The organism is Corallococcus macrosporus DSM 14697 (assembly GCF_002305895.1).
Taxonomy (GTDB): Bacteria; Myxococcota; Myxococcia; order Myxococcales; family Myxococcaceae; genus Myxococcus; species Myxococcus macrosporus.
In genome coordinates this window covers 7,647,512-7,667,450 of sequence record NZ_CP022203.1, presented here as the reverse complement: position 1 = coordinate 7,667,450, position 19,939 = coordinate 7,647,512, and the positions used below count along the sequence as shown (strand labels likewise).

Genomic DNA, 19,939 nt, shown 5'->3' with positions numbered 1-19,939 from the left:
CGAACGATTCAGTGTGAATGTTCGATTCCGTTCGTCGTCCATGCCTCGCCGCGTTCCGGAGCGGAATGAAAGGCATTGGAGGGGAACATGTTTCGTCGTTCTGTTGCTGCTGTATCTGCGTTGATTGGGATTCTGGGGACGGGCTGCGCGTCGGTGAGCCACGTCCAGACGGCGGACACCTTGGGGGCGGGGCGCTTCCAGGTGGGTATCGAGCCGGGGGTCATGGGCGCGGCGGTCCTGGGTGGGGATGAGGGCGTGGAGGCCTCGGGGTACGTGCCCCACTTCGACCTGGCGGTTCGCTACGGCGTGTCGGAGCGCGTGGACCTGGGCGTCCGGCTGGGGTCCTCGCTGGCGGAGTTGCAGAGCAAGTTCCTGCTGACCCAGCCGAATGACCCGGTGAAGGCCATCTCCCTGGCGCCGTCCATCTCGGGCGCGTCCATCGGCACGGGGACGTCGGAGGACGGCGAGGACGCTTCGTCGAGCTACCTGAACGTCGCCGTCCCGCTGCTGGTGGGCTTCAAGACGAAGGGCGGCTCGGAGCTGGTGCTGGGGCCTCGCGCCATCTGGACGCGCGTCGCCGGCAACGTGGGCAATGACGGCGCCGCCGTCAACATCCTCAGCGTCGGCGCCTCGGTGGGCTACGCGCTCCGCGTGACGGAGGGGTTCCGCCTGATGCCCGAGGTGGGCATCTCCTTCCCCGTCGTGGGCGAGGTGAACTCCACCAGCACCGACTCGGAGGCCATCGCGGGCTTCAACGGGGGCTTCGCTCAGTTCAAGCTGGGCTTCCTGTTCGGTGCGGGCCGCCCCGTCCGCCGCGGTCCCGACATCATCCCCACCGACTACGTGGAGGAGACGGACCGCCGCCAGGACCGGAGCGAGGACAGCTACCGCGCGCCGGAGCGTGGCGACAGCGACATCGACTCCTGAGGGGCGTCCCGTGCTCCGGCGAGGCGCGCCGGAGCGCGGCTCAGGGCGTGGACCGCACGCCCCCCGTGACGCGCTTCACCGTCCGGCCCGCGGGCAGGGTGTCCCCGGGCTGTACGCCGTTGATGAGGGCCAGCTCCTCCACGGAGATGGTGGACGGGTTCTGCTCGTTGAACTGCTGCAGCGTCATGGGGGACGGCACCTTCGCCAGCTCAATCCGCGCGGGCTGCACGGCCAGCGCCGAGGCATCCGTCAGCTCGCCGAAGCTGGAGAAGACGGCGCGGAAGGCGTCCTCGTAGGCGCCAAGCTGCTGCGCGCCGGTGTAGCCCAGGAGCTGGAGCGTGGTGCCACCCTGGGACACGAAGGCGGTGACGCCCGCGATGGCGCCCTGCTCCGTCTGCGCCTGGAAGAAGGTGGCGCCCTGCGGGAAGCCCGCGGGGGCCGCGCTCACCGGCTGGATGCCTTCCTGCGCGAGGAAGCGCTGCATCGCCTCCTGTGGGGCGATGTTGCCGGTGGGCACCAGGCCGACGATGGCGTCCTCCTGGGGGCTGATGCCGGCCACCTGCTGCGGCTGGTTCGCCGTCTTCCACCCCTGCGGGAAGGTGAGCTGGAAGCGCAGGCCCGGGTGCATGAAGACGTTGCCCTGGAAGAAGCCCTGGCGCGGGTCATTTCCGTAGGCCATGCCCTGGAGCATGGCGAGGTACGCCTCGCGGCCGTCCTTGAGCTGGCTGAGGTCCACGTTGGCCTTCGCGGCGCGCTCCTTCGCGGCCTCCACGCGGTCCCCCGGGTCGGGGTGGGTGGACAGCCACGCGGGGAGGCTCTGCCCGCCCGCGGCCTTGCCCACGCGGTCCAGGGTGGCGAAGACGTCCGCGGCCTGGCGCACGTCGTAGCCGGCGTTCAACATGTACTTGAAGCCCAGCTCGTCCGCCTGGCGCTCGTCGTCGCGGCCGTACTTGAGGAACAGGAGCTGGAGGCCCGCGGCGGCCAGGCCCCCGAAGCGGGCCACGTCCTCGCTGAGCACGCTGCCCAGCAGCAGGCCCGCCTGGGCGAGCTGCGCCTGGGAGAGCTGCTCCACGGAGTGCCGCGCGGTGATGTGGGCGATTTCGTGCCCCAGCACGGAGGCCAGCTCCGCCTCGGAGTTGAGGGCGGTGAGCAGCCCGCGCGTCACGAAGACGGGGCCCCCGGGGAGGGCGAAGGCGTTCACCACCGGGTCATCCACGGCCTGAATCGTCCAGGGCAGCTCCGGGCGTTCGGAGGCCTTCGCCATGGGCAGGCCCACCCGGGCGACGTACTCCTGCACCTGGGGCTCCTGGATGAGGCCAATGGACCCGCGCACCTCCTCCGCGCTCTGCTTGCCCAGGGCAATCTCGTCATCCTGGGAGACGAGCGACAGCATGCGCTTGCCGGTGGCGGGGTTGCGCACGCAGGTCGTCAGCGAGAGCAGGGCCAGTATCAGCGGCAGCCGGAGTCGTGAAGTCATGGGGCCTTCCTGGTAGTGGTGGATGCGAGGTAGGGCCGCGGTGGCCGAGGAGCCACGGTGGGCGTGAGCGGGCCGTCACTGCTGGACAGTCGGGCGCGCGCGGCGGCCCCCGTTCCGTTAGCTTCTCTTCGCGAGGAGGCGTTCGAATGGATTCGGAGTCGCTTGAGGCACGGCTGGCGCGGCTGGAGCGCAGTTGCCGGCGGTGGCGGGGGGTGTCGTTCGCCGCGCTCGCGTTGGCGGGGCTGGGGCTGGGCGTGGCGGCGCTGCGGGGCGATGCGCCGTCCTCCGGGACGCTGGTGGCCTCCCGGTGGGTGCTGACGGACGCGCGCGGCCAGACGCGGGCCACGCTGGACACCGACGCGCAGGGCAACGCGGGCCTGGTGCTGCGGGATGGTGAAGGCCGGCCCCGGGCGCTGCTGGGCGTGGGCGAGGACGGCTCGCCCCGGCTGCGCTTCTCCACGGCGGAGGGCCAGTCCCTGGCGGAGCTGATGGTGTACTCGGACGCGGCGCCGCGCCTGACGCTGTCCAAGCCCGGCGGCGGGGAGTTGTTCGCGGTGGGCCTCCAGGTGGACGGCTCGTCGCGGCTGGAGCTGTCCGACGGGGACGGGCGGCCCCGGGCCATCCTGGGCGCGGACGAGCATGGCTCGCCCGGCCTGGTGCTCAGGGACCGCAAGGGGCTGCCGCGCGCGGCGCTCCGGGTGTCGCCGTCGGATGACGCCAGCCTGGTGGTGGAAGGCCAGGACGGCACGGTGTTCCGCGCGCCTGGCGGCTGAGCACTACAGGGTGGGCGGCACCACCTTGTAGCCGCGCTGCAGCAACGGCGACAGGCGGTCGGTGATGTCCCAGGACTCCACCACCTTGCCGTCGCGCAGCCGGTACAGGGAGTGCCCTTGCAGCAGGAGGGGCCGGGGCTCGCCGGCGTCGTCCACGTGCTGGGGGTCCGGCCCGGTGGCCTTCCAGTGCACGAGCACCAGGTCTCCGTCCGCCACCAGGTGGAGGACGTCGAACTTCAGCTCGGGGAAGCGCTGGAAGCTGGCCTCCGCCTGCTGACGGATGAAGGCGGGCCCCACCGCGTTGAGGGGCGCGCCCTGGGAGCGGTCCACGAAGTCCTCGGCGATGAACTCCGGGATGCGGTCCAGCTTGCGCAGGTTGTACAGCTCCTCGGTGAGCTGCTGCACGCGCTGCTTGTTCCGGGCCTCCTCGGCGGCCGCGCGCTCCACGGGGGACATCGTGGCGCAGCCAGACAGCCACCCGAGGGCACACAGCAGAATCGTCACGTGTCGTGTCATGGCACCCGGAAGCTGCGCATGGGCAGGCAGGCGTACAGTGCCTGCCTGGCCCAAACGTTCACCTCAGGGCGACAGGTGGCCCAGGCCGATGGGCGCGGCGAGGCAGGTGTCCGGTACTCCAAACGCGTCCACCAGCGCCACCGCGTCCGGGCGCAGCTCGGCGCACAGCCGCGTCACCTCCTTGCGGATGGCCTTCGCCTTGGTGCCCTCCAGCCACCCGTGCTCCTGGAACCAGCCGCTGGCGGCCTCCAGGCAGGACAGGCCGTAGAGGTCGCACAGGCGCCCCAGCACCGTCTTCAGGCCGGGCTCCTTCACCTCGGCCACGCCCGCGAGGAACTGCTCCAGCGCCAGCCGCTCCACGTGGGCGTGGGCCAGCTCCAGCAGATGGACCTGGACCTGGTTGAAGGCCTCGAAGGCCTCCACGCCCGCGCTCAGGCGCTTGCGGATGCGCCTGGACACGGTGGCCAGCAGCTCCTCCTCGCGGAAGCGCAGCGCGCGCAGGTGGTAGTCGTTGTCGCGCAGGTGGTCGCTGTCGGTGCGCCGGGCGGCGAAGGGGTTGCGGTCCATCATGCTGGTGGCGCGGTCCGTCAGCAGCTTCAGCACGGCGAAGACGCGGTCGTCCTCGAAGCGCTGCTTGTAGCCGGTGAGCAGGCCCTTGGCGACCAGTTGCATCAGCACCGTGTTGTCGCCCTCGAAGGTGGTGAACACGTCCGTGTCCGCCTTCAGCGCCGCCAGCCGGTTGGCCTCGAGGTAGCCCTGGCCGCCGCACGCCTCGCGCGCCTCCTGGAGGACGGCGGTGGTGTGCCAGGTGCTGTAGGCCTTGAGGCCGGCCGCCAGCGCCTCCACCTCGCGCGCGTCGTCCTCGGTGCGCTTCACGTAGCGCTCCACGAGGTGCTCGAGCGCGAAGTCCATGGCGTACGTCTTGGCCAGGGGCTTGAGCAGGCGCCGCTGGTGGGCCTGGTGGTCCAGCAGGCGGAACTCCTTGTCACCCGCGGGGCCGAACTGGCGCCGCAGGTCGCCGTAGCGCACGGCGATGGTGAGGCCGCTCTTGGCGGCGCTCAGCGCCGCGGAGGCCACGCTCACCCGGCCCGCCACCAGCGTGCCCAGCATGGTGAAGAAGCGCTTGGAGTCGCCGGTGATGGCGCTGGTGTACTCGCCCCGCGCGTTCACCTGGCCGAAGCGGTCCAGCAGGTTCTCCCGGGGGACGCGGACGTGGTCGAACCAGATGCGGCCGTTGTCCACGCCGTTGAGGCCCATCTTCTCGCCGCAGTCCTCGATTCGGATGCCGGGCAGCACGCGCCCGGCCTCGTCGCGCAGCGGCACCAGCAGCGCGTGGACGCCCAGCGCCTGGCCGCCGACCTCCAACTGGGCGAACACGGTGGCGATGCGCCCGTGCCGCGCGGCGTTGCCAATCCACTCCTTGCGCGCCGTCTCCGAGGGCGTTTGCACCACGAACTCGCCGGTCTCCGCGTCGTAGCGGGCCACCGTCTCCACGTCCCGGACGTTGGAGCCGTGGCCCAGCTCGCTCATGGCGAAGCAGCCGGGCAGCTCCAGCGAGGCCACCCGGGGCAGGTACTGCTGGTGGTGCTTCTGGGTGCCGAGGAAGAGGATGCTGGCGCCGAAGAGGCCGAAGTGGACGCCGGCTTTGACGACGAGGCTCAGGTCGAAATAGGCCAGCGTCTCGAAGGCGGTGATGAAGGCGCCCAGGTCCGAGCCCGTCTCGTTGTCCTGGGGGAAGGCGATGCGGCCCAGGCCCTGGTCGGCCAGGGCCTTGAGCCAGGCGAGCACCTGGTCCCGGTACTTCGCGGTGTCGCGGGTGTCCGTGTAGCGGTAGGCCGGGTCCGCCAGCCACTGGCGCACCTGGGCGCGCGTCTCCGGGTAGGTCCGGTCCAGCACGGCGCGCAGCGCCACGGGGTCGAAGGACGTGGGCTCGCGCTGCTCGAAGCGGGTGGGGGACGCGGCCGGGACGAGCGAGCGCACCGCCTCGCTGCCGGACACGCCCAGGGCCGCCTCCAGTTGCGACAGGGCGCGCGTCAGCTCCGGCATGGGCGCGGGGAGTCCCTCGTCGCCGTTGCCCACCTGGGCGAGCTGCGCGCCCAGCTCGGCCAGGTTCTTGTGTCCGCTGTGTGACAGGCGCTCCGCGGTGCGGCGGATGTGCTCGCGCACCTGGGCCAGCTCGCCGGGGCTGGGCGGCATCAGCGGGTCCAACCAGCGCGCGAGCACGGTGTTGGAGCGCAAATCCAACCAGGGCTGCGCGCGGGCGGCGGAGCCCATGGCGCGGAGCTCGTCCGACGTGAGCTCTCCGTCCGTCCAGGCCACGTACAGCATGGGCACGAGCGGAGCGAGTCGAGGAAGGGACAGCAGCTCGTGGGCTGTCGGTCGGGTGTCATCCACCATGGTCGGCGCTCCTGGATGCGAAAGGACGGGCGCAGTGTGGCCAGCATGGCGCTCCGCGGCAACGGGAAGCGTGCGGGCTCGCTCGAGGCAGGCGGGCAGGCGCGCCATTCCAGGCGGAGGGGGGCATCCCTAGCTTGCCCGTATGGATGAAATGCAGGAGCTGGAGGAGCTGATTCCCAAGCCCGGGGCGCTGGGCTACTCGGGCAGCGCGGAGCGCGCGCGCCATGAGATGCAAGGGCCCTTCGCGTTGCCGCCCGGGCCGGACGCCTTCTCGTTCGCGCTGTACCAGTCCACCGGCGTGGGGCTGATTCCCGGACACTCGCTGGAGTTGCTGGAGAACAGCGCCGTCTTCGAGCGCATGCTGGAGGACATCCGCGCCGCGCGCAGCAGCGTCCACATCCTCGTGTACATCTGGCGGCCCTGTGAGCTGTCGGACCGCGTGGTGGAGGCGCTGGTGGAGCGCGCGCGGGCCGGCGTGGCCTGCCGCGTGGTGGTGGACCCGGTGGGCAGCGAGGAGATTCGCGGCGACCGGGACTTCGACCAGAAGGTGGAGCAGGTGCTCACCGAGGCCGGGGTGGAGGTCCACTACTACCGGCTCCTGGCGGGCAAGGTGCTGGGCCGTCTGCTGGGGCGCAGCCACCAGAAGCTCGTGATTGTCGACGGGCGCATCGGGTACACGGGCGGCTTCGGCATCTGGCGGGTATGGGAAGGGGACGGCCTGAAGCCCGACGAGTGGCGCGACACGCACATCCGCGTCGAGGGCCCCGAGGTGCGCCGCATGCAGTTGTCGTTCTCCCGGCACTGGCAGGAGGCGGGGGGCGGGTTGATTCCGCCGAGCGCGTTCCCCGAGGACCTGGAGGACTCCGGCCCCTGCGCCGCGGGCTTCATCGACAGCGCGGGCAAGCTGGGCCTCACCGACGCGGAGCGCATGATTCGCATCGTGATTGCCGCGGCGCGCGAGCGCATCTGGATTGCCAACGCGTACTTCTCTCCGCCCAATTCGATTCTGGAGCAACTGGAGGAGAAGTGCCGTCAGGGCGTGGAGATTCGCATCCTGGGGCCCGGGCCCAACCATGACGTGCCCATCATGCGGGCGTCCCAGCGCTCCACGTATGAGCGGCTGCTCGCCGCGGGCGCGCGCATCTGGGAGTACCAGCCGTCGATGATGCATTCCAAGACGCTGCTCGTGGACGACTGGCTCGCGGTGGTGGGCTCCACCAACATGGACTCGCTGTCGCTCAACAAGCTGAAGGAGGGCTCGCTGGTCATCCACGACGCGTCCTTCGTCCGCAAGCTGGCGCGGTGCTGGGCCAGGGACCTGCGGCACTCGAAGGAAATCACGCTGGAGAATGGAGGCCGCACCAACCCCTGGCGGCGGCTGGCCCGGCGGGCGACGCAGCTCATGGGGCAGGACCGGTAGCGTCAGCGCGCGTCCGTCACGCCGACCTGACGGCAGAAGCGGAGCACCGGGCACGTGGAGCACCTGGGCCGCGTGCCCGTGCAGACGTGCTTGCCGAAGGGCACCAGCAGGCGGTTGAGCTCCACCCAGTACGCGCGCGGGAGCACGGCCTCCAGCGCCTCCAGGGTGGCCTCCGGCGTGCGCGCCCGCACGTAGCCCCAGCGGTTCGTCACCCGGTGGACGTGGATGTCCACGCTGATGGCTTCATGCCCGCAGGCGATGCCCAGCGCCAGGTGCGCGCACTTGGGGCCCACGCCCTTGAAGGACTGGAGCACCTGGGCGTCACAGGGCAGCTCGCCGCCGAATTCGTCCCGCGTCCGCGTGGCGATGGCGTGGAGCTGCCACGCCTTCGCTTCATGGAAGGTGACGGGCTGGATGATGGTGTCGATGTCCTCTGGCGACAGGCGCGCCAGGGCCTCCGGCGTGGCGGCGCGCTGGAGCAGGGCGAGCGAGGCGGGCAGGCTGACTTCGTCCCGCGTGCGGATGGAGAGGATGCAGGCGACGAGCTGCTCGAAGAGGCTGTCATGCCCCCGGGCCGCGAGCGCGAACATCGCGGCGTCCGCGAAGTGGCGCACCGCCTCGCGGATGCGGCCGAGCACCGGGTCGATGTCGAAAGGGGCCTTGCCCGGCTGGGCCGGTGGTTCGACGACGCGGCCCGGCCCCTTGGGTGCGCGCGCCGTCCGCGGACTCTCCGCCCGCGGCGCTCGCCGGCTAGGCGCCGTTCTTCGCGCCATGTTTGTTGGGGCCACCGTGGGTGCCGAAGTCGCCCGCCCCCCGGCCCGCGGGGTAGACGTCCGTGTCGTCCCGTCGCTCGCGGCCCTGCTCCGACACGTCGCCGGAGTCCGCCTTCCGGGGCTGGCGCTCCGGCTCATCCCGGGCGTCCCTCTTCCGCCTGTCCTCGTCCTGCTTCCGCGTCATGGTTCGCCTCCTGCTTCCAAGGTGGTGACGCGGGCGCGGCGCGGCCCTGAGCCGCTCCAGGGGCCGCTGACAGGGCAGGGGGCCGTCCGGCTATGTCTGCCGAACGGCCCCGGCAACTTCCGGGCATGCCCGTGTTCACGTCCTGTCCAAGGCCGCGGGCTTCACCTGCCCTCCCCCCGGCGGCCCTGGGGCGGCGTGCCCTACTTGTCCTTGGCGAGAATCACACCGAGGCTGGGGTCGAACCAGGCGACGCGGTTGGGCCCCACGGCAAGGCTCGTGATGCTGCCGTACCTGACGGAAAACGTTGGCACCGACTGGGCTCCTCCTACCGGGACCCGGAGGATGTCGTAGGGACTACTGTTCTCCGCGATGAAGAGGTCCGTTCCGTCGCTGGCGATGCCCGTGGTGGCGTTCGACGCACCCCAGAGGTATGCAGCAGGGCCGCCGGGCCTGGCTGCCTTCACGACGGTGCCGTCCGGCTCCATCCAGTAGAGATGATGGCCATCCACTGCGAGGGGGCCCGCCAGGGCCGTCGTATAGAGAATGGCGGGCGTGCCGCCCTGGACCGGCATGTGGACGATGGAGCCTCCCTGGGTCCAGAAGAGTTCCGCGCCATCCGTGACGAGCTGGCCAATCCCCGAGAGCCCCGAGGCCAGGAGGGTGATGCTCCCGCCATTGACGGGCATCTTGAAGAGGGCCGTGCCGTTCTCGACCCAGTAGACAGACGTGGCATCCGTCGTCACTGCGCCGGGGTTGTCGCGGTTGGAGGCGAGGACCTGTGCTCTCCCCGTGGTGAGCGACGCCTTCATCACCTGGCCGCTGGCTCGCTTCTCGACCCAGTAGACGCTCGTGGTGTCCGCCGCCATGCCCGCGACGTCCGTTCGCCCGTCGATGACCGCGTACTCCACGCTCGGAGTGAACACCGCATCGGGGCCGGCCTGGTAGCTGCCGGTGACGTCATTCGGTGACAGCGCGGCGCCGTGAACGCGGAACTCGGAGATGGAGCCCTTGAAGAATGGATCCGCGAAATAGGCGGAACGACCCAACCACGCATTCGCGAGCGTGCCCAGGCTCGCCGGAGTGAGCGCGGTCGGGGTGGCGGTCTGCGCCACCTGCATGCCGTTGATGTACAGGCGGTTGACCCGCGCGATGCTGTCCATGGTCACGGCGACGTGCGTGAGCGCGCCCGTTGGGAACATGGCCGCACTGGTGGCCTGCTCCTCTCCACTGATGGCCTGGGTGGTGATGCCGAAGCGTGGCGTATGCGTCTTCGGCCCCGAGTCGAAGCGGCCATTGCTCGGAGTGAGAAACAGGGACTTGACCAAATCGCCATCGTTGAAGTCGAAGATGCGCGCCCACATCTGCCCCGAGGCGGAATCCCACGTCACCCACGCCTCGAAGGTCGCATCGTGGAGGCTGGCGAGGGTTCCGGTGATGGGCAGGTTCACATAGGCCCCCGCTCCGCTCAGGAGCACCGAGCCATTGGCGGTCGTGGCACCTCCCTCGAGCGTGGCGTGCGCCGCGCTCACCGAGTCAGTCCCTCCGGCGGTGAAGCTGTAGCGGTGGAGGAGGCTCGAGCCGCCCAGCCTCAGGCTCGCACTTGAACTGCTCGATGCGTCTTCCTCGAGCGGGACTTGCTGCTCGGGCGCGCACCCCACCAGCCCGAGGACTCCCGCCAACAGGGCGGAGACCTTCGTGGACTGGTGGAGTGCGTTCCACCCTCCGCGTGGTTTGGAGTTTCGCGAGCTGGATTCGGACAGGGTTCTCATGGCTTTCACCTGAAGAGGGGCGAGGGAGCGACAATGCTGGGTGGAATCATCCAGCGCGAGTCTGTGTTTGCACCTCTCGTGCCCATTCGAGCTTTGCTTCCGAATTGGACTGCTCACCCTGCTCTCACGGGGCGTAGCGCCTTTCCGCCATCGCACGCGTTGGTAGGGTGATTGTGCCCCAGGGGATGTCTCGACATGTCGGCGACATGCCGACGACATGTCGCGAGCACGCCTTGGACGGAAGCGGACCCCGTGTCTCTTCTGAGAAGAGGCCTCGTGATATAGGAACGACCGGGGAGCGCGGGGCCCTTCAACTGAGACAGCCGCTGGCTTTGTGCGCCACTCTCCTTGATAAGCTTATCGATGAATCGTGACGATGAGATGGAACTCTGGCTCGCGATTGACGAGGGGTTCCTGTCCCGGGAGGAGGCGGCGGACCTGCTTCAGGATGCGCGACGCCTGAGACGAAGCCCGCTGAAGTTGCGTCAGGAACGGGGCCGGATTTCGGAATCGCATGACCGCCGCTCCGTTCCCGAGGCCCGTGCCCAGGCCAAGGTGAAGCACGAGCGCGTCTGCAAGGTATATGGGGTGGGGCACGCCGGGGGGAAGGTCTTCATTGCCATGCAGTACTGCGAAGGCCAGTCGCTCATGCGCGAGGCTGCTCAGGGTGTTCGTGCGGCCCACCGCGTCAGGCTCATCCACCGGGACATCAAGCCTCCCAACATCATGGTGGAGTCCTCCGACGACGGGACTCCCAGGCCTTCTGTGATGGACTTCGGGCTTGCGCGTGAATGGGACGAGTCCGTCACGGCCAGCGGCGCAGTCTTGGGGACGCCGCACGACATGCCCCGGAACAGGCTCGCGGAGAGGTGAGCGGGCTCGACCGCCGCGCGGATGTCTACAGCCTGGGGGCCACCCCCTGCTTCCTCCTCACCGGGGAGGCCGCCCGCCCTGAGGCCAATGGCCTGGAAGTGCTCAACAGCACCACCACCGAGGAGCCGCGCGCGCCGCGCCTGCTTTCTCCGGGACGCCCGGCGGACCTGGAGGCCATTGCCCTCACGTGTCTGGAGAAGGAACTCGACACCCGTTACGACTCGGCGCGTGCATTGGCGGAGGACCTGGAGCGTTTCCTGGGCGACCAGTTCCTTGCCAGGTCCGGTTTCGCCCCGGATGAGGTCGGGCACATCCAGGTCGGCGATGCGCTCGATGTGCCGGCGCAGGGCACCGATGGCGGGGCTTTCGCCCTCCATTCCCAGGGAGGATGGTGCGTTCGATTCGGGTGGAGGGGCCAGGTGCAGCAGCGCCCCCCGTCCGCCTGGAGAACTCCAGCGGGACTCCTCTCCCGGGGGCTTGGCAGCCGAGCGCCCAGGAGGCTTTCGACAGCGCTTCTCGTCAGTCTGTCTCGCAGGTTGGGCAAGGATTGGCCCCGGATGCCTTGGAGCATGGCCACCACGTGGGCGCACCTGACGCTGGGCATCGCCTGCGGACGCGAAGCCATCCGCGTGGACATCCACGTCTATGATAAATCCCGGGCGTACCAGTGGTCGCAGCCGAAGTGGCCCGTGTTCCCCATGGGCGCGCACAGCGGCTCGAAGCCCATGCGGCGGTAGAGCTTCTGGGCCTGCTGCATTCCGGCCAGCGTCTCCAGGTAGCAGCGCTGGAAGCCCGCTTCGCGCGCGAACTCCAGGCAGCGGCGCAGCAGGCGCTCGCCCAGGCCGAGGCCCCGGGCCTCCGGGAGGAAGTACATCTTCCGCAATTCGCAGACGCCCGCGTCTCCACCTTCCAACGGGGCGATTCCACCGCCGCCGATGACGCGTCCCGCCCGCTCCACGACGAAGTACGCATGCCGGGGGCGGCTGTAGGCGGCGGTCATCGCCGACACCTCGGGGTCGTGGATGGCGAAGCCGGGGCCGTCCGCGCCGAACTCCGGCATCACCGTTTGGATGATGCCGGCCACCGCCGCGTCGTCCCGCGATTCAATGCGCCGCAGCGTCAGTTCTTCCGTGCTCATGCGCGCAACGTTTCACAGCCGGGCCAGGAGGACCAGCGGCGGGATGGCGGACGTCGGGTGCGTCCCCGCGCACGCACGGCTTGTGCAGCCGGATGCACAGGTGTCACGGGTGGGAGGCAGCTCGGCGCACCTGTGCTCGCCGCCGTGCTTCCGTGCTGTGCCTGTTCCGAGGGGCGGGCGAGGTGGCATGCTCGTTGTAACGAGGGGGGACATGTACTGCCCGGACTGCCGTGAAGAGCGGCGTGGCAAGGACTTCTGGTGTGCGCTGTGCGGCGCACGGATGACGGAGCGTCCGCGCGAGGCCATCGAAGCGGAACTCACGCATGTTCAATTCCTGCTCGATGAGCTGACACGGTGGGAGCCTTCCGAGGTTCCTCCCAACGTCCGGCGCTTCATCTCGGAGCGGTACGAACGGCAGACGCGCATCCTGCTGGCGGTCCTCACGGAGTTGCCAGCCGGTGGGCCGGTGCACGCGGTGGTGACGCCGCGGATGGGGGACGAGCGCGCTGGCGCGTCGGCTCGGGCCGAAGCAGCGGCGGTGCCTTCACGGGTGTTCGACACGGAGCGGAAGGAGGACGTCGCGCCCCGTGTGTCGGTGCGTGAGGTAATTGTTGTTCAACCGGATGGGGCGACGGAGGACCTGTCGCTGGTCGCGCGGAGGGCGCCGAAGCCCCTGGAGGTGGTGGCACAAGCACAAGCGACGCAGGAGCAGTCTGACATCGCAGCGCCAAGCCAGGAGACCGCGGGTTTCGGCGCGCCCGCTGGCGGAATGGACGTTCCATTCCACGCGGCCGCCCGTGCGTCCGAGGGGGGCACCAGCTCCGGCGCACCCGCTGGCGGAATGGACGTTCCGTTCCATTCGGCCTCCCGTGCGTCCGAGGGGGAGACCAGCACCGACATGCCCGTTGGTGGAACGGGCGTTCCGTTCCATTCGGCCTCCCGAGCGCCCGAGGGGGGCACCAGTTCCGGCATGCCCGGCGGTGGAATGGACGTTCCGTTCCATTCGGCCTCCCGAGCGTCCGAGGGGGAGACCAGCACCGACATGCCCGTTGGTGGAACGGGCGTTCCGTTCCATTCGGCCTCCCGAGCGTCCGAGGGGGGCACCAGTTCCGGCGTGTCCTGCGGTGGAACGGACGTTCCATTCCGCGCGGCCAGCCCGAGGTTCAGGAGGACGGCCGGCTCCGGCGCACCCGCTGGTGGAATGGACGTTCCGTTCCACGCGGCTGCCCCGGCGTCCGAGGGTGTCGGCTCCGGTGCACCCGCTGGTGGAATGGACGTTCCGTTCCACGCGGCTGCCCCGGCGTCCGAGGGTGTCGGTTCCGGTGCACCCGCTGGTGGAATGGACGTTCCGTTCCACGCGGCTGCCCCGGCGTCCGAGGGTGTCGGCTCCGGCGCACCCGCTGGTGGAATGGACGTTCCGTTCCACGCGGCTGCCCCGGCGTCCGAGGGTGTCGGTTCCGGTGCACCCGCTGGTGGAATGGACGTTCCGTTCCACGCGGCTGCCCCGGCGTCCGAGGGTGTCGGCTCCGGTGCACCCGCTGGCGGAATGGACGTTCCGTTCCAGGCGACCAGCCCGACGTCTGGGGGGAGCGGCTCGGGCGTGCCTGCCGACGGAATGGACGTTCCGTTCCACGCGGCCAGCCCGACGCCCGAGGGGGCTGCTGGCACCGGCATGCCTGCTGGCGGAATGGACGTTCCGTTCCACGCGGTCAGCCCGGGAGCCAAGGGGGACTGGCGCGCCGAGGCTCATGCGGAGTTGCCCCCGAACCCCGCGGAGCCGTACGCGGAGCCGCCGCCCTCGGAAGGCGCGTTCGCCCGCTTCGCCGAGGCGACCTCCACCTGGAACCGCGTGTGGAGGCCCTTCCTCTACGAGAGCATCATGTGGTTCGTAGGGGCCTTCCTCATCCTGTCGGGCACCCTCTACTTCGTGTTCGAGAGCTGGGCGGGGATGTCCTCCAACGTCCGCTCACTCACCGTGTTCGGCCTGACGGCGGGCTACTCGGCGGGCTTCTCCATCTGGGGCGCGTATCTCGCGCGGCGTGAGTCCCTGCGCAGCGCCGGGAACATCCTGGGGCTCATCGGCTCGGCGGTGGCTCCGCTGGCGGGCATCGCCCTGGGGCCCATGGGCCTGGGCGAGGCGCTTCAACTGGGCGGCGTCGGCACCTTGCTGCTCATTCCCTTGCTGCTGGCCTGGGCAGGTGTGTCGGCCTTCCTCGCCCGGAAGCCCACGGAGCACTTCGACGCGACCTCCCGCCCCATCGTCCAGGCTTCGCTCGTGGCCAGCACCCTGGTGATGGGGCTGGCGCCGCTCGCAGCGAATGCGGGTGTCTTCGCGCTGGGGCTCCACGTCCTGCCGTGTGCGCTCTTCTTCCTCCTGTCCTCGCGGCCCGCACCGCGGGCGCGACAGGGAACCACGCTCGTCTTCGCGCTGGGGGCTCCGCTCTACCTGCTGGCGCTCGACTTCGTGCGCCTCCATGTCGCCCTGGAAGGGGCCGGTGTGGACCTCTCCGTGGGCACGTACGCGCCCTTCGCCGCTTTCCTGCTCACCACGTCGCTGCGCTTCCGCGTCCTGCCGCCCGAGCGTGGCGCGGACGCGCTCTCCATTGTCGTGGTGTCACTCCAGGCGCTCTGTCTGGCGGCGGCCGCCCTGGCTCCGCCGCCCGCGTTCTTCCTCACCGCCGCGGTCGCCTCCGGAGCGCTGCTGTCGTTGGCGCGGGGCGGTATCGCGCGCATGCCGTGGGTCTACGCGGCGTACGCGAGCACGTACTTCGCCTACGCGTCCTTCTCCCAGCTCATTCCGGGACCGGTGAAGCGCGTCATCGACGCGCTCAAGGCGCGGCTGGGGTACGAGGTCTCGGACGCGCTTCCAGTGCAGTTCGGCGCGCTCTCCGCGCTCCCGTACCTCTTCGCGGGCGCGGTGCTGGGCGTCGCGTGTCTGTGGCGTGGAGAGCGCACGGGCGGGGCCCGCGAGCGAGCCCTGGCGGAGGTGCTGTTCCGTGCCACCGCGGTGGCGAGCCCCCTCTTCGTCTTCGTGGGGATGACGGGGCCGGACGCGCGGCCCGCCTTCTGGAGCGTGCTGGCGCTGGCCCTGCTCTGCCTGGTGGTGGGCCTGCTGGTGGAGCGCTTCTTCCTGTCGGTCATGGGCGCGGCCCTGATGGTGCTCCTGCCGTTCCACGCCTGGTCGCTGCTGGGGGCGCCCGCGGCGTCCATCGTCGCGGGGGCGGTGGCGCTGGGGCTCGCCCTGGTGGGGACGTTGTCCACCGAGCGCACACGCTGGCTGCTGGGCGTGGTCGCGGGCGTGCTGTCGGTGACGGGGTTCCTCCTGGGCATGGTCAGCCGTGGCGGCGCCGTGTCCGTGGTGGGGGTGGCCTTGTGTGGCGCCGCCGCGATGGGGGTGGCCTGGGCGCTTCAGCGCGCGTCGCTCATGGCGGTGGCCTCCGTGCTCGCCGTGTCGGTCCTCCCTCGGCTGGTCGGAGAGTTCTCCACCGCCTCGGTCGCGCTGGCGATGTCCGCGGCCGCGTTCGCGCTCGCGTCCCTGGGCACGCGAGGCGGGCTGTGGCGGTGGCTGGGAGGTCCCGCCGTTGGCTACGCGGTGCTCGCGGTGCTTCGAGGCGCGCTCGGCGAGGTGCCCGGCCTGGCCGGGGTGATTCTCATCGCGGCCAGCGCGGTCGCGGTGGCATCCAGGGCCCTGCCGCGAGTCCGCCCGCTCGGCATCGTCCTGGCCGCGCTCGTGCTGGTGCGGGACGACCCGGGCTTCTTCGCGCCCTGGGGTGGGTGGATGACGCCCGGCCTGTCCATGACGATGTTCGTCTGTTGGGCCCTGGGGGCGTCGCTCGCCGCCGCGCGGTGGGGCCGCAGTGCCAACACCGGCGTCGCGGGCGCCGTGGCGCTGGTGTTCCCGCTGTACACCCTGGCGGCGTACGACTCGGGAGGACACACCTTCTTGATGCTGGGCGCGGCGCTCGCGGCGCTGCTCACCGTGCGCGCGTTGCCCTCGTGGGTGAGCGTCGCGGTGGCCGCGGTCCATGCCGCCATGGCCTTCCTGCGCGTGGGCCCCGAGGCGCTCCTGGGACTTGCCGTGGTGCTCGCCATCCTGGCGGTGCTCGAGGCCGCTCCCGCGGTGCGGCGGGTGTGCGCGGTCGAGCGCCGCTTCGCGTGGGTGTCGACGCTGGCGTCCATGGCGGTGCTGATGCTGGCCATCCTGGAATGGAAGCACCGGGCGCTGCCGCCAGTGGTCGTGGGCACCGTCGCGCTGCCGCTGCTGTGGACGCGGGCCACCCACCGGCCCTTCTTCGCGCCCCTGGCGATTCCCTATACCTTCGGCGCCCTCGCGCTGGGTGGCCTGCGGCTGATGGGGGGAGCGGTGCCGTTCGGGCTGGTCGGGTTCGATGCGCCGCCGGGGTGGGCGGTGGCCCTGCCGTTGCTGGCGCTGGGGCTCGCCCGTGCGGTGGCGCATCTTCCCGGGGTGGCGGAAGGGCTGCTGGGCTCGCGAGAGGAGGCGCCTCGGCGCGCCGTGTCCACGTGGATGCAGGGCTGGCTGGCCCTGGTGGCATTTCCGGTGGTGGCCTTCGTGCTGCGCGCGGAGTCCTCGCCGCTGGGACCGTGCTGCGTGGCGGGCTCGCTGGCGCTGATGCCCGGGCCTCGTCCCTTCTTGCGAGTGGGTGCATCCGCGCTGCTGCTCATGGCCTTCCCGGCCGTTCGCCCTGTCGTCATCCTGCTGGTGCTCGCCCTGGCCATCGTGGAGCACTGGCGGCCGGCCCAGGTGTGGCGCTTCTTCCTGAGCCCGGAGGACCCGGCGCTGCGGCCCACGGCTGTCAGCCTGGCGATGCTCCTCTCCGCGTTCGCCCTGGTGGAGGACTTCACGCCGGTCCGTCTGGCGATGATGAGCGGCGTGCTGGTGCTGGCCGCGTTCCTGCTGTCGCAGCGGATGTGGCTCATCCCCGCCGTGTGGGCGCTGGCGCTCGCGGCGCTGGGCCTGGACGGCGTCGCAGGCATCCTGCCTCCGAACGAGGAGGCCCGGCTGTGGTGCGTCCTGGTGCTGCTCGGCGCCGCGTCGCTGGCGGCGGTGTGCCAGCCCGAGCGGATTCAAACCGCGCTCCGTCAGCGCCTCGCGAAGGTGTTGCCTGAGCTGGACGGACCGTGGAGCGAGCCGCTGTGGCTGGGGAGCGCCAGCGCCCTGGGGCTGCTGCAGTTGGAGTGGCTGCTCCTGTCGGGACCGGGCACCTTGCCGCTTCCGATGGCGCTGGGGATGGGACTGACGGCTTGCGTGCTCATGGTGACGCGCGAGCGCGGATTCGCCTGGGTCGCCACCGCGCTGCTGGGCGTGTCGCTGGGCGCCGCGGTTCCGCTGCCGTGGGCGCCCGCCGTCGTGAGTGGGGTGGGGCTCGTGCTGTGTTGCGGCGGCCTGTGGCTGGATGCCCGGGGCCTCCACGTGGGCGCGGCGCTGCACCATGGGGGTTGGGTGTTGGCGCTGCTGGCGCTCGCGGGCATCCGGGACCTGGAGCATGTGGGGACGCCGCTGAGCATCCTCTTCGCGCTGGGCGCCGCCTGGGGCGTGGTGCTGCGGCGCCGCTCCCGCGAGCTGGTGGGGTGGCTGGCCACGCTGGCCGCCGTGCACGGCTGGCTGATGCACCTGGGGGCCGTGTACTCCAGTGGCCGGGGCGCGGAGTTCATCCTGCCGTACTTCGGCGCGGCCAGCGCGCTGCTCGCCACGCTGGTGCTCTTCGTGGCCCGCGAGTCGCTGCGCCGGGAGGTGGGGCACAGCTTCGCGCTCGTCGCGCTCACCGAGGTCCTGCTGGGCTTGCCGCTCATCGGGGCCTCCGCCGACGCGCTCCGCGAGGGCGTGGTGTCGAGCGTGGCGCTGGGCGTGCTGTTCTTCGCGCTGGTGCGTCGTGCCGTGAAGTCCCGGGAGTCCGCGTCCGGCTACCTGGCGCAGGGGGTGCTCGCGCTGGGCTACCTCGGCGTGCGGGTGCTGGGCATGGGCGCGCTCCCGGGGCCTGGCGACAGCCTGGCGGCCCTGGTGGGTGGCGCGCTGTTCACTGGCCTCTACTTCTTCGCGCAGCGAGAAGGCGCGGGCCTGGCGAGTCTCCGCGGGCCGATGTTGTCGGGGGCCTACCTCTTCCCACTGACGGGCCTGCTCTCCGCGCCCTGGGGCGAGCCGGCCCACATGGCGGCGCTGCTGGTGGGGCACGCCGCGCACTTCGCCGCGCTTGGCGCGCAGCCTGACCGCCGGGGCCTGCCGTCGCTGGTCTCCGCGGTCGCCTTCAACGCCGCCCTGTTCATGGGCTGGCGGGCGAGCGGAGAGGGGGAGTTGGTGTACTTCATCATCCCCGCGGGGCTGTCCCTGCTCGCGCTGCTGCGCGTGTTCCGCGAGGCGCTCGCTCCGGAAATCTACACGCAGTTGCGCGCGCTGGCCGTCACGGGCATCTACATCGCCGCCGCGTGGAGGCCGCTCATGTTCAGCGATGGGCGCTCCATGCTGCTCTGCGTGCTGCTCTGCGTGGTGGGGGTGGTCTGCGGCATCGCCCTGCGCATCCGCTCCTACGTGTACCTGGGCACCGGCTTCCTGGTGACGTGCATCGCGGCCAACCTGGTGCGCTTCGGCATGCGGGACCACCGCGTCGCCGCCGCGTCGTTGTTCATGCTGGGCCTGCTCGTCATCGGCACCATGGTGCTGCTCAGTGCTCACCGCGCCACGTTGATGCAGAGGTATGCACGGGTGCGCGCGTTGCTCGCGACCTGGGAGGGCTGAGGCTGACACCGGGAGTTCTTGGCGGAGGGCCTGGGAGGTGGTCTTGAATGCGGCCCCTCATGTCGCTCCGCCTTCCATTCCTGGCCGTCTTCCCCTTCTGCGTGCTCGTGGGGTGTGCCACCGTGAAGCCGCGCCCTCCGGAGCCCGTCGCCGCCTCGGAGGAGGTGACGGTGTCCGCGCCAGGAGGACTCGCGGCGTCGGTGCCGGTGACGACGGTGGAGCGGGGGGCCGACCCGGCGTCACCCACGCACTGGGTGAGCGCGGGCGTGCTGGAGGCGACGCTGCGAGCGGCCGAGCAGGTGACGGGGCCCGCCAGCACCACGGGCCGGTTCTGGGACGTGGTGCTCACGCCCACTCGGATGTCGCGCTCCATCGTCCAGCGCTCCCTCCAGCTCGTGGGCATGCGGAGCCTGCGCCGAGTCAGCCGCGGCGTTCCGGATGATTGCTCCGGCTTCGTGCGCCTGGCGTACCACTCCGCCGGTATCGACCTGGTGGCGCACGGCTTCCGCGCGGGAGAGAACGCCGTCTCCGCCATCTTCCGTCGCGCGGTGGAGGTCGGCTCCGTCCACCACCAGTCGCCGCGCCCTGGCGACCTCGTCTTCTTCCGGGAGACGTATGACCGCAACCGCGACGGCCGCCGCAATGACGGGATGACCCACATCGGCGTGGTGGAGGGGGTGGATGCGCATGGCACCGTCACCTTCATCCACCGTGGCGGCAAGGGCGTGGCGCGTGGCAGGTTGAACCTGTCCTTCCCGTCGAGGCACCAACTGGAGCAGGGCGGGCCGGTGGTCAATGACTACCTCCGCCCCGCCGCGAAGGGCTCGCGGGCCTATCTCACGGGAGAGCTGTTCGCGGCCTTCGCTTCGCCGGAGGGGCTGTAACTTTCCAGTAATTGGCCCACACCCCGCGTGGCTTTGAAGATGCGGCGCGCTGATGCG

At 70.8% G+C, this 19,939-nt stretch carries 12 protein-coding genes and 2 pseudogenes; 6 read left to right on the top strand and 8 right to left on the bottom strand.

All coding sequences use genetic code 11. The features are described from left to right. Positions 1-87: 87 nt before the first annotated feature. Positions 88-927: a hypothetical protein gene (locus tag MYMAC_RS30975; RefSeq protein WP_238540016.1), complete on the top strand. Its 840-nt coding sequence runs from the start codon at positions 88-90 to the stop codon at positions 925-927. 40 nt (positions 928-967) lie between these two features. Here the strand turns inward: MYMAC_RS30975 and MYMAC_RS30970 are convergent, their stop codons facing one another. After that, the gene (locus MYMAC_RS30970) at positions 968-2,404 is read right to left on the bottom strand and encodes a M48 family metalloprotease (protein WP_095960682.1); all 1,437 of its coding nucleotides are present in this window, start codon (positions 2,402-2,404) and stop codon (positions 968-970) included. 146 nt (positions 2,405-2,550) lie between these two features. Between MYMAC_RS30970 and MYMAC_RS30965 the strand changes: the two genes are divergently transcribed. Beyond that, entirely contained in the window at positions 2,551-3,177 is a 627-nt protein-coding gene (locus MYMAC_RS30965; RefSeq protein ID WP_013937936.1) for a hypothetical protein, read from the top strand. Positions 3,178-3,180: 3 nt separating this feature from the next. On the opposite strand, the gene MYMAC_RS30960 is transcribed toward MYMAC_RS30965, so the two are convergent. Beyond that, the gene (locus MYMAC_RS30960) at positions 3,181-3,693 is read right to left on the bottom strand and encodes an ester cyclase (RefSeq protein WP_095960681.1); all 513 of its coding nucleotides are present in this window, start codon (positions 3,691-3,693) and stop codon (positions 3,181-3,183) included. Between the two features lie 63 nt (positions 3,694-3,756). Beyond that, on the bottom strand, positions 3,757-6,090 hold the full coding sequence (locus tag MYMAC_RS30955) for an acyl-CoA dehydrogenase family protein (protein ID WP_095960680.1): 2,334 nt from the start codon (positions 6,088-6,090) through the stop codon (positions 3,757-3,759). A gap of 142 nt (positions 6,091-6,232) precedes the next feature. On the opposite strand from MYMAC_RS30955, the gene MYMAC_RS30950 reads away from it, so the two are divergent. Further along, positions 6,233-7,510 (top strand): phospholipase D-like domain-containing protein, encoded by a 1,278-nt coding sequence (locus tag MYMAC_RS30950; RefSeq protein WP_095960679.1) that lies wholly within the window; start codon positions 6,233-6,235, stop codon positions 7,508-7,510. Between the two features lie 2 nt (positions 7,511-7,512). On the opposite strand, the gene MYMAC_RS30945 is transcribed toward MYMAC_RS30950, so the two are convergent. From MYMAC_RS30945 to MYMAC_RS30935, 3 genes are all read right to left on the bottom strand, one after another. After that, a complete protein-coding gene (locus MYMAC_RS30945; protein ID WP_095960678.1) occupies positions 7,513-8,283 on the bottom strand; it encodes an endonuclease III domain-containing protein in 771 nt (256 codons plus the stop codon). Continuing rightward, positions 8,261-8,467 (bottom strand): hypothetical protein, encoded by a 207-nt coding sequence (locus MYMAC_RS30940; protein ID WP_095960677.1) that lies wholly within the window; start codon positions 8,465-8,467, stop codon positions 8,261-8,263. The genes MYMAC_RS30945 and MYMAC_RS30940 overlap by 23 nt, the downstream gene beginning before the upstream one ends. Positions 8,468-8,667: 200 nt before the next feature. After that, the gene (locus tag MYMAC_RS30935) at positions 8,668-10,236 is read right to left on the bottom strand and encodes a LamG-like jellyroll fold domain-containing protein (RefSeq protein ID WP_239989117.1); all 1,569 of its coding nucleotides are present in this window, start codon (positions 10,234-10,236) and stop codon (positions 8,668-8,670) included. Between the two features lie 363 nt (positions 10,237-10,599). Here MYMAC_RS30935 and MYMAC_RS30930 point away from each other — a divergent pair. After that, positions 10,600-11,393, top strand: a pseudogene (locus MYMAC_RS30930) (serine/threonine-protein kinase); the annotation flags it as partial. 9 nt (positions 11,394-11,402) lie between these two features. On the opposite strand, the pseudogene MYMAC_RS38755 reads toward MYMAC_RS30930, so the two are convergent. Continuing rightward, positions 11,403-11,486: pseudogene (locus MYMAC_RS38755) on the bottom strand (hypothetical protein); the annotation flags it as partial. 266 nt (positions 11,487-11,752) lie between these two features. Then, positions 11,753-12,247, bottom strand: coding sequence for a GNAT family N-acetyltransferase (locus MYMAC_RS30920; RefSeq protein ID WP_013937945.1), 495 nt, complete (start codon positions 12,245-12,247; stop codon positions 11,753-11,755). A 1,600-nt stretch (positions 12,248-13,847) separates the two neighbouring features. On the opposite strand from MYMAC_RS30920, the gene MYMAC_RS30915 reads away from it, so the two are divergent. Next, complete coding sequence (locus MYMAC_RS30915; protein ID WP_239989116.1) at positions 13,848-18,998, top strand: hypothetical protein; 5,151 nt, start codon at positions 13,848-13,850, stop codon at positions 18,996-18,998. Positions 18,999-19,045: 47 nt separating this feature from the next. Further along, a complete protein-coding gene (locus MYMAC_RS30910; protein ID WP_095960675.1) occupies positions 19,046-19,882 on the top strand; it encodes an NlpC/P60 family protein in 837 nt (278 codons plus the stop codon). Positions 19,883-19,939 lie beyond the last annotated feature (57 nt).

Bases quoted from the DNA above. Each gene is read 5' to 3' on its own strand.
- MYMAC_RS30955 (WP_095960680.1), bottom strand. From the start codon at position 6,090: ATGGTGGATGACACCCGACCGACAGCCCACGAGCTGCTGTCCCTTCCT.
- MYMAC_RS30975 (WP_238540016.1), top strand. From the start codon at position 88: ATGTTTCGTCGTTCTGTTGCTGCTGTATCTGCGTTGATTGGGATTCTG.
- MYMAC_RS30965 (WP_013937936.1), top strand. From the start codon at position 2,551: ATGGATTCGGAGTCGCTTGAGGCACGGCTGGCGCGGCTGGAGCGCAGT.
- MYMAC_RS30970 (WP_095960682.1), bottom strand. From the start codon at position 2,404: ATGACTTCACGACTCCGGCTGCCGCTGATACTGGCCCTGCTCTCGCTG.
- MYMAC_RS30920 (WP_013937945.1), bottom strand. From the start codon at position 12,247: ATGAGCACGGAAGAACTGACGCTGCGGCGCATTGAATCGCGGGACGAC.
- MYMAC_RS30910 (WP_095960675.1), top strand. From the start codon at position 19,046: ATGCGGCCCCTCATGTCGCTCCGCCTTCCATTCCTGGCCGTCTTCCCC.
- MYMAC_RS30950 (WP_095960679.1), top strand. From the start codon at position 6,233: ATGGATGAAATGCAGGAGCTGGAGGAGCTGATTCCCAAGCCCGGGGCG.
- MYMAC_RS30940 (WP_095960677.1), bottom strand. From the start codon at position 8,467: ATGACGCGGAAGCAGGACGAGGACAGGCGGAAGAGGGACGCCCGGGAT.
- MYMAC_RS30960 (WP_095960681.1), bottom strand. From the start codon at position 3,693: ATGACACGACACGTGACGATTCTGCTGTGTGCCCTCGGGTGGCTGTCT.
- MYMAC_RS30935 (WP_239989117.1), bottom strand. From the start codon at position 10,236: ATGAGAACCCTGTCCGAATCCAGCTCGCGAAACTCCAAACCACGCGGA.
- MYMAC_RS30945 (WP_095960678.1), bottom strand. From the start codon at position 8,283: ATGGCGCGAAGAACGGCGCCTAGCCGGCGAGCGCCGCGGGCGGAGAGT.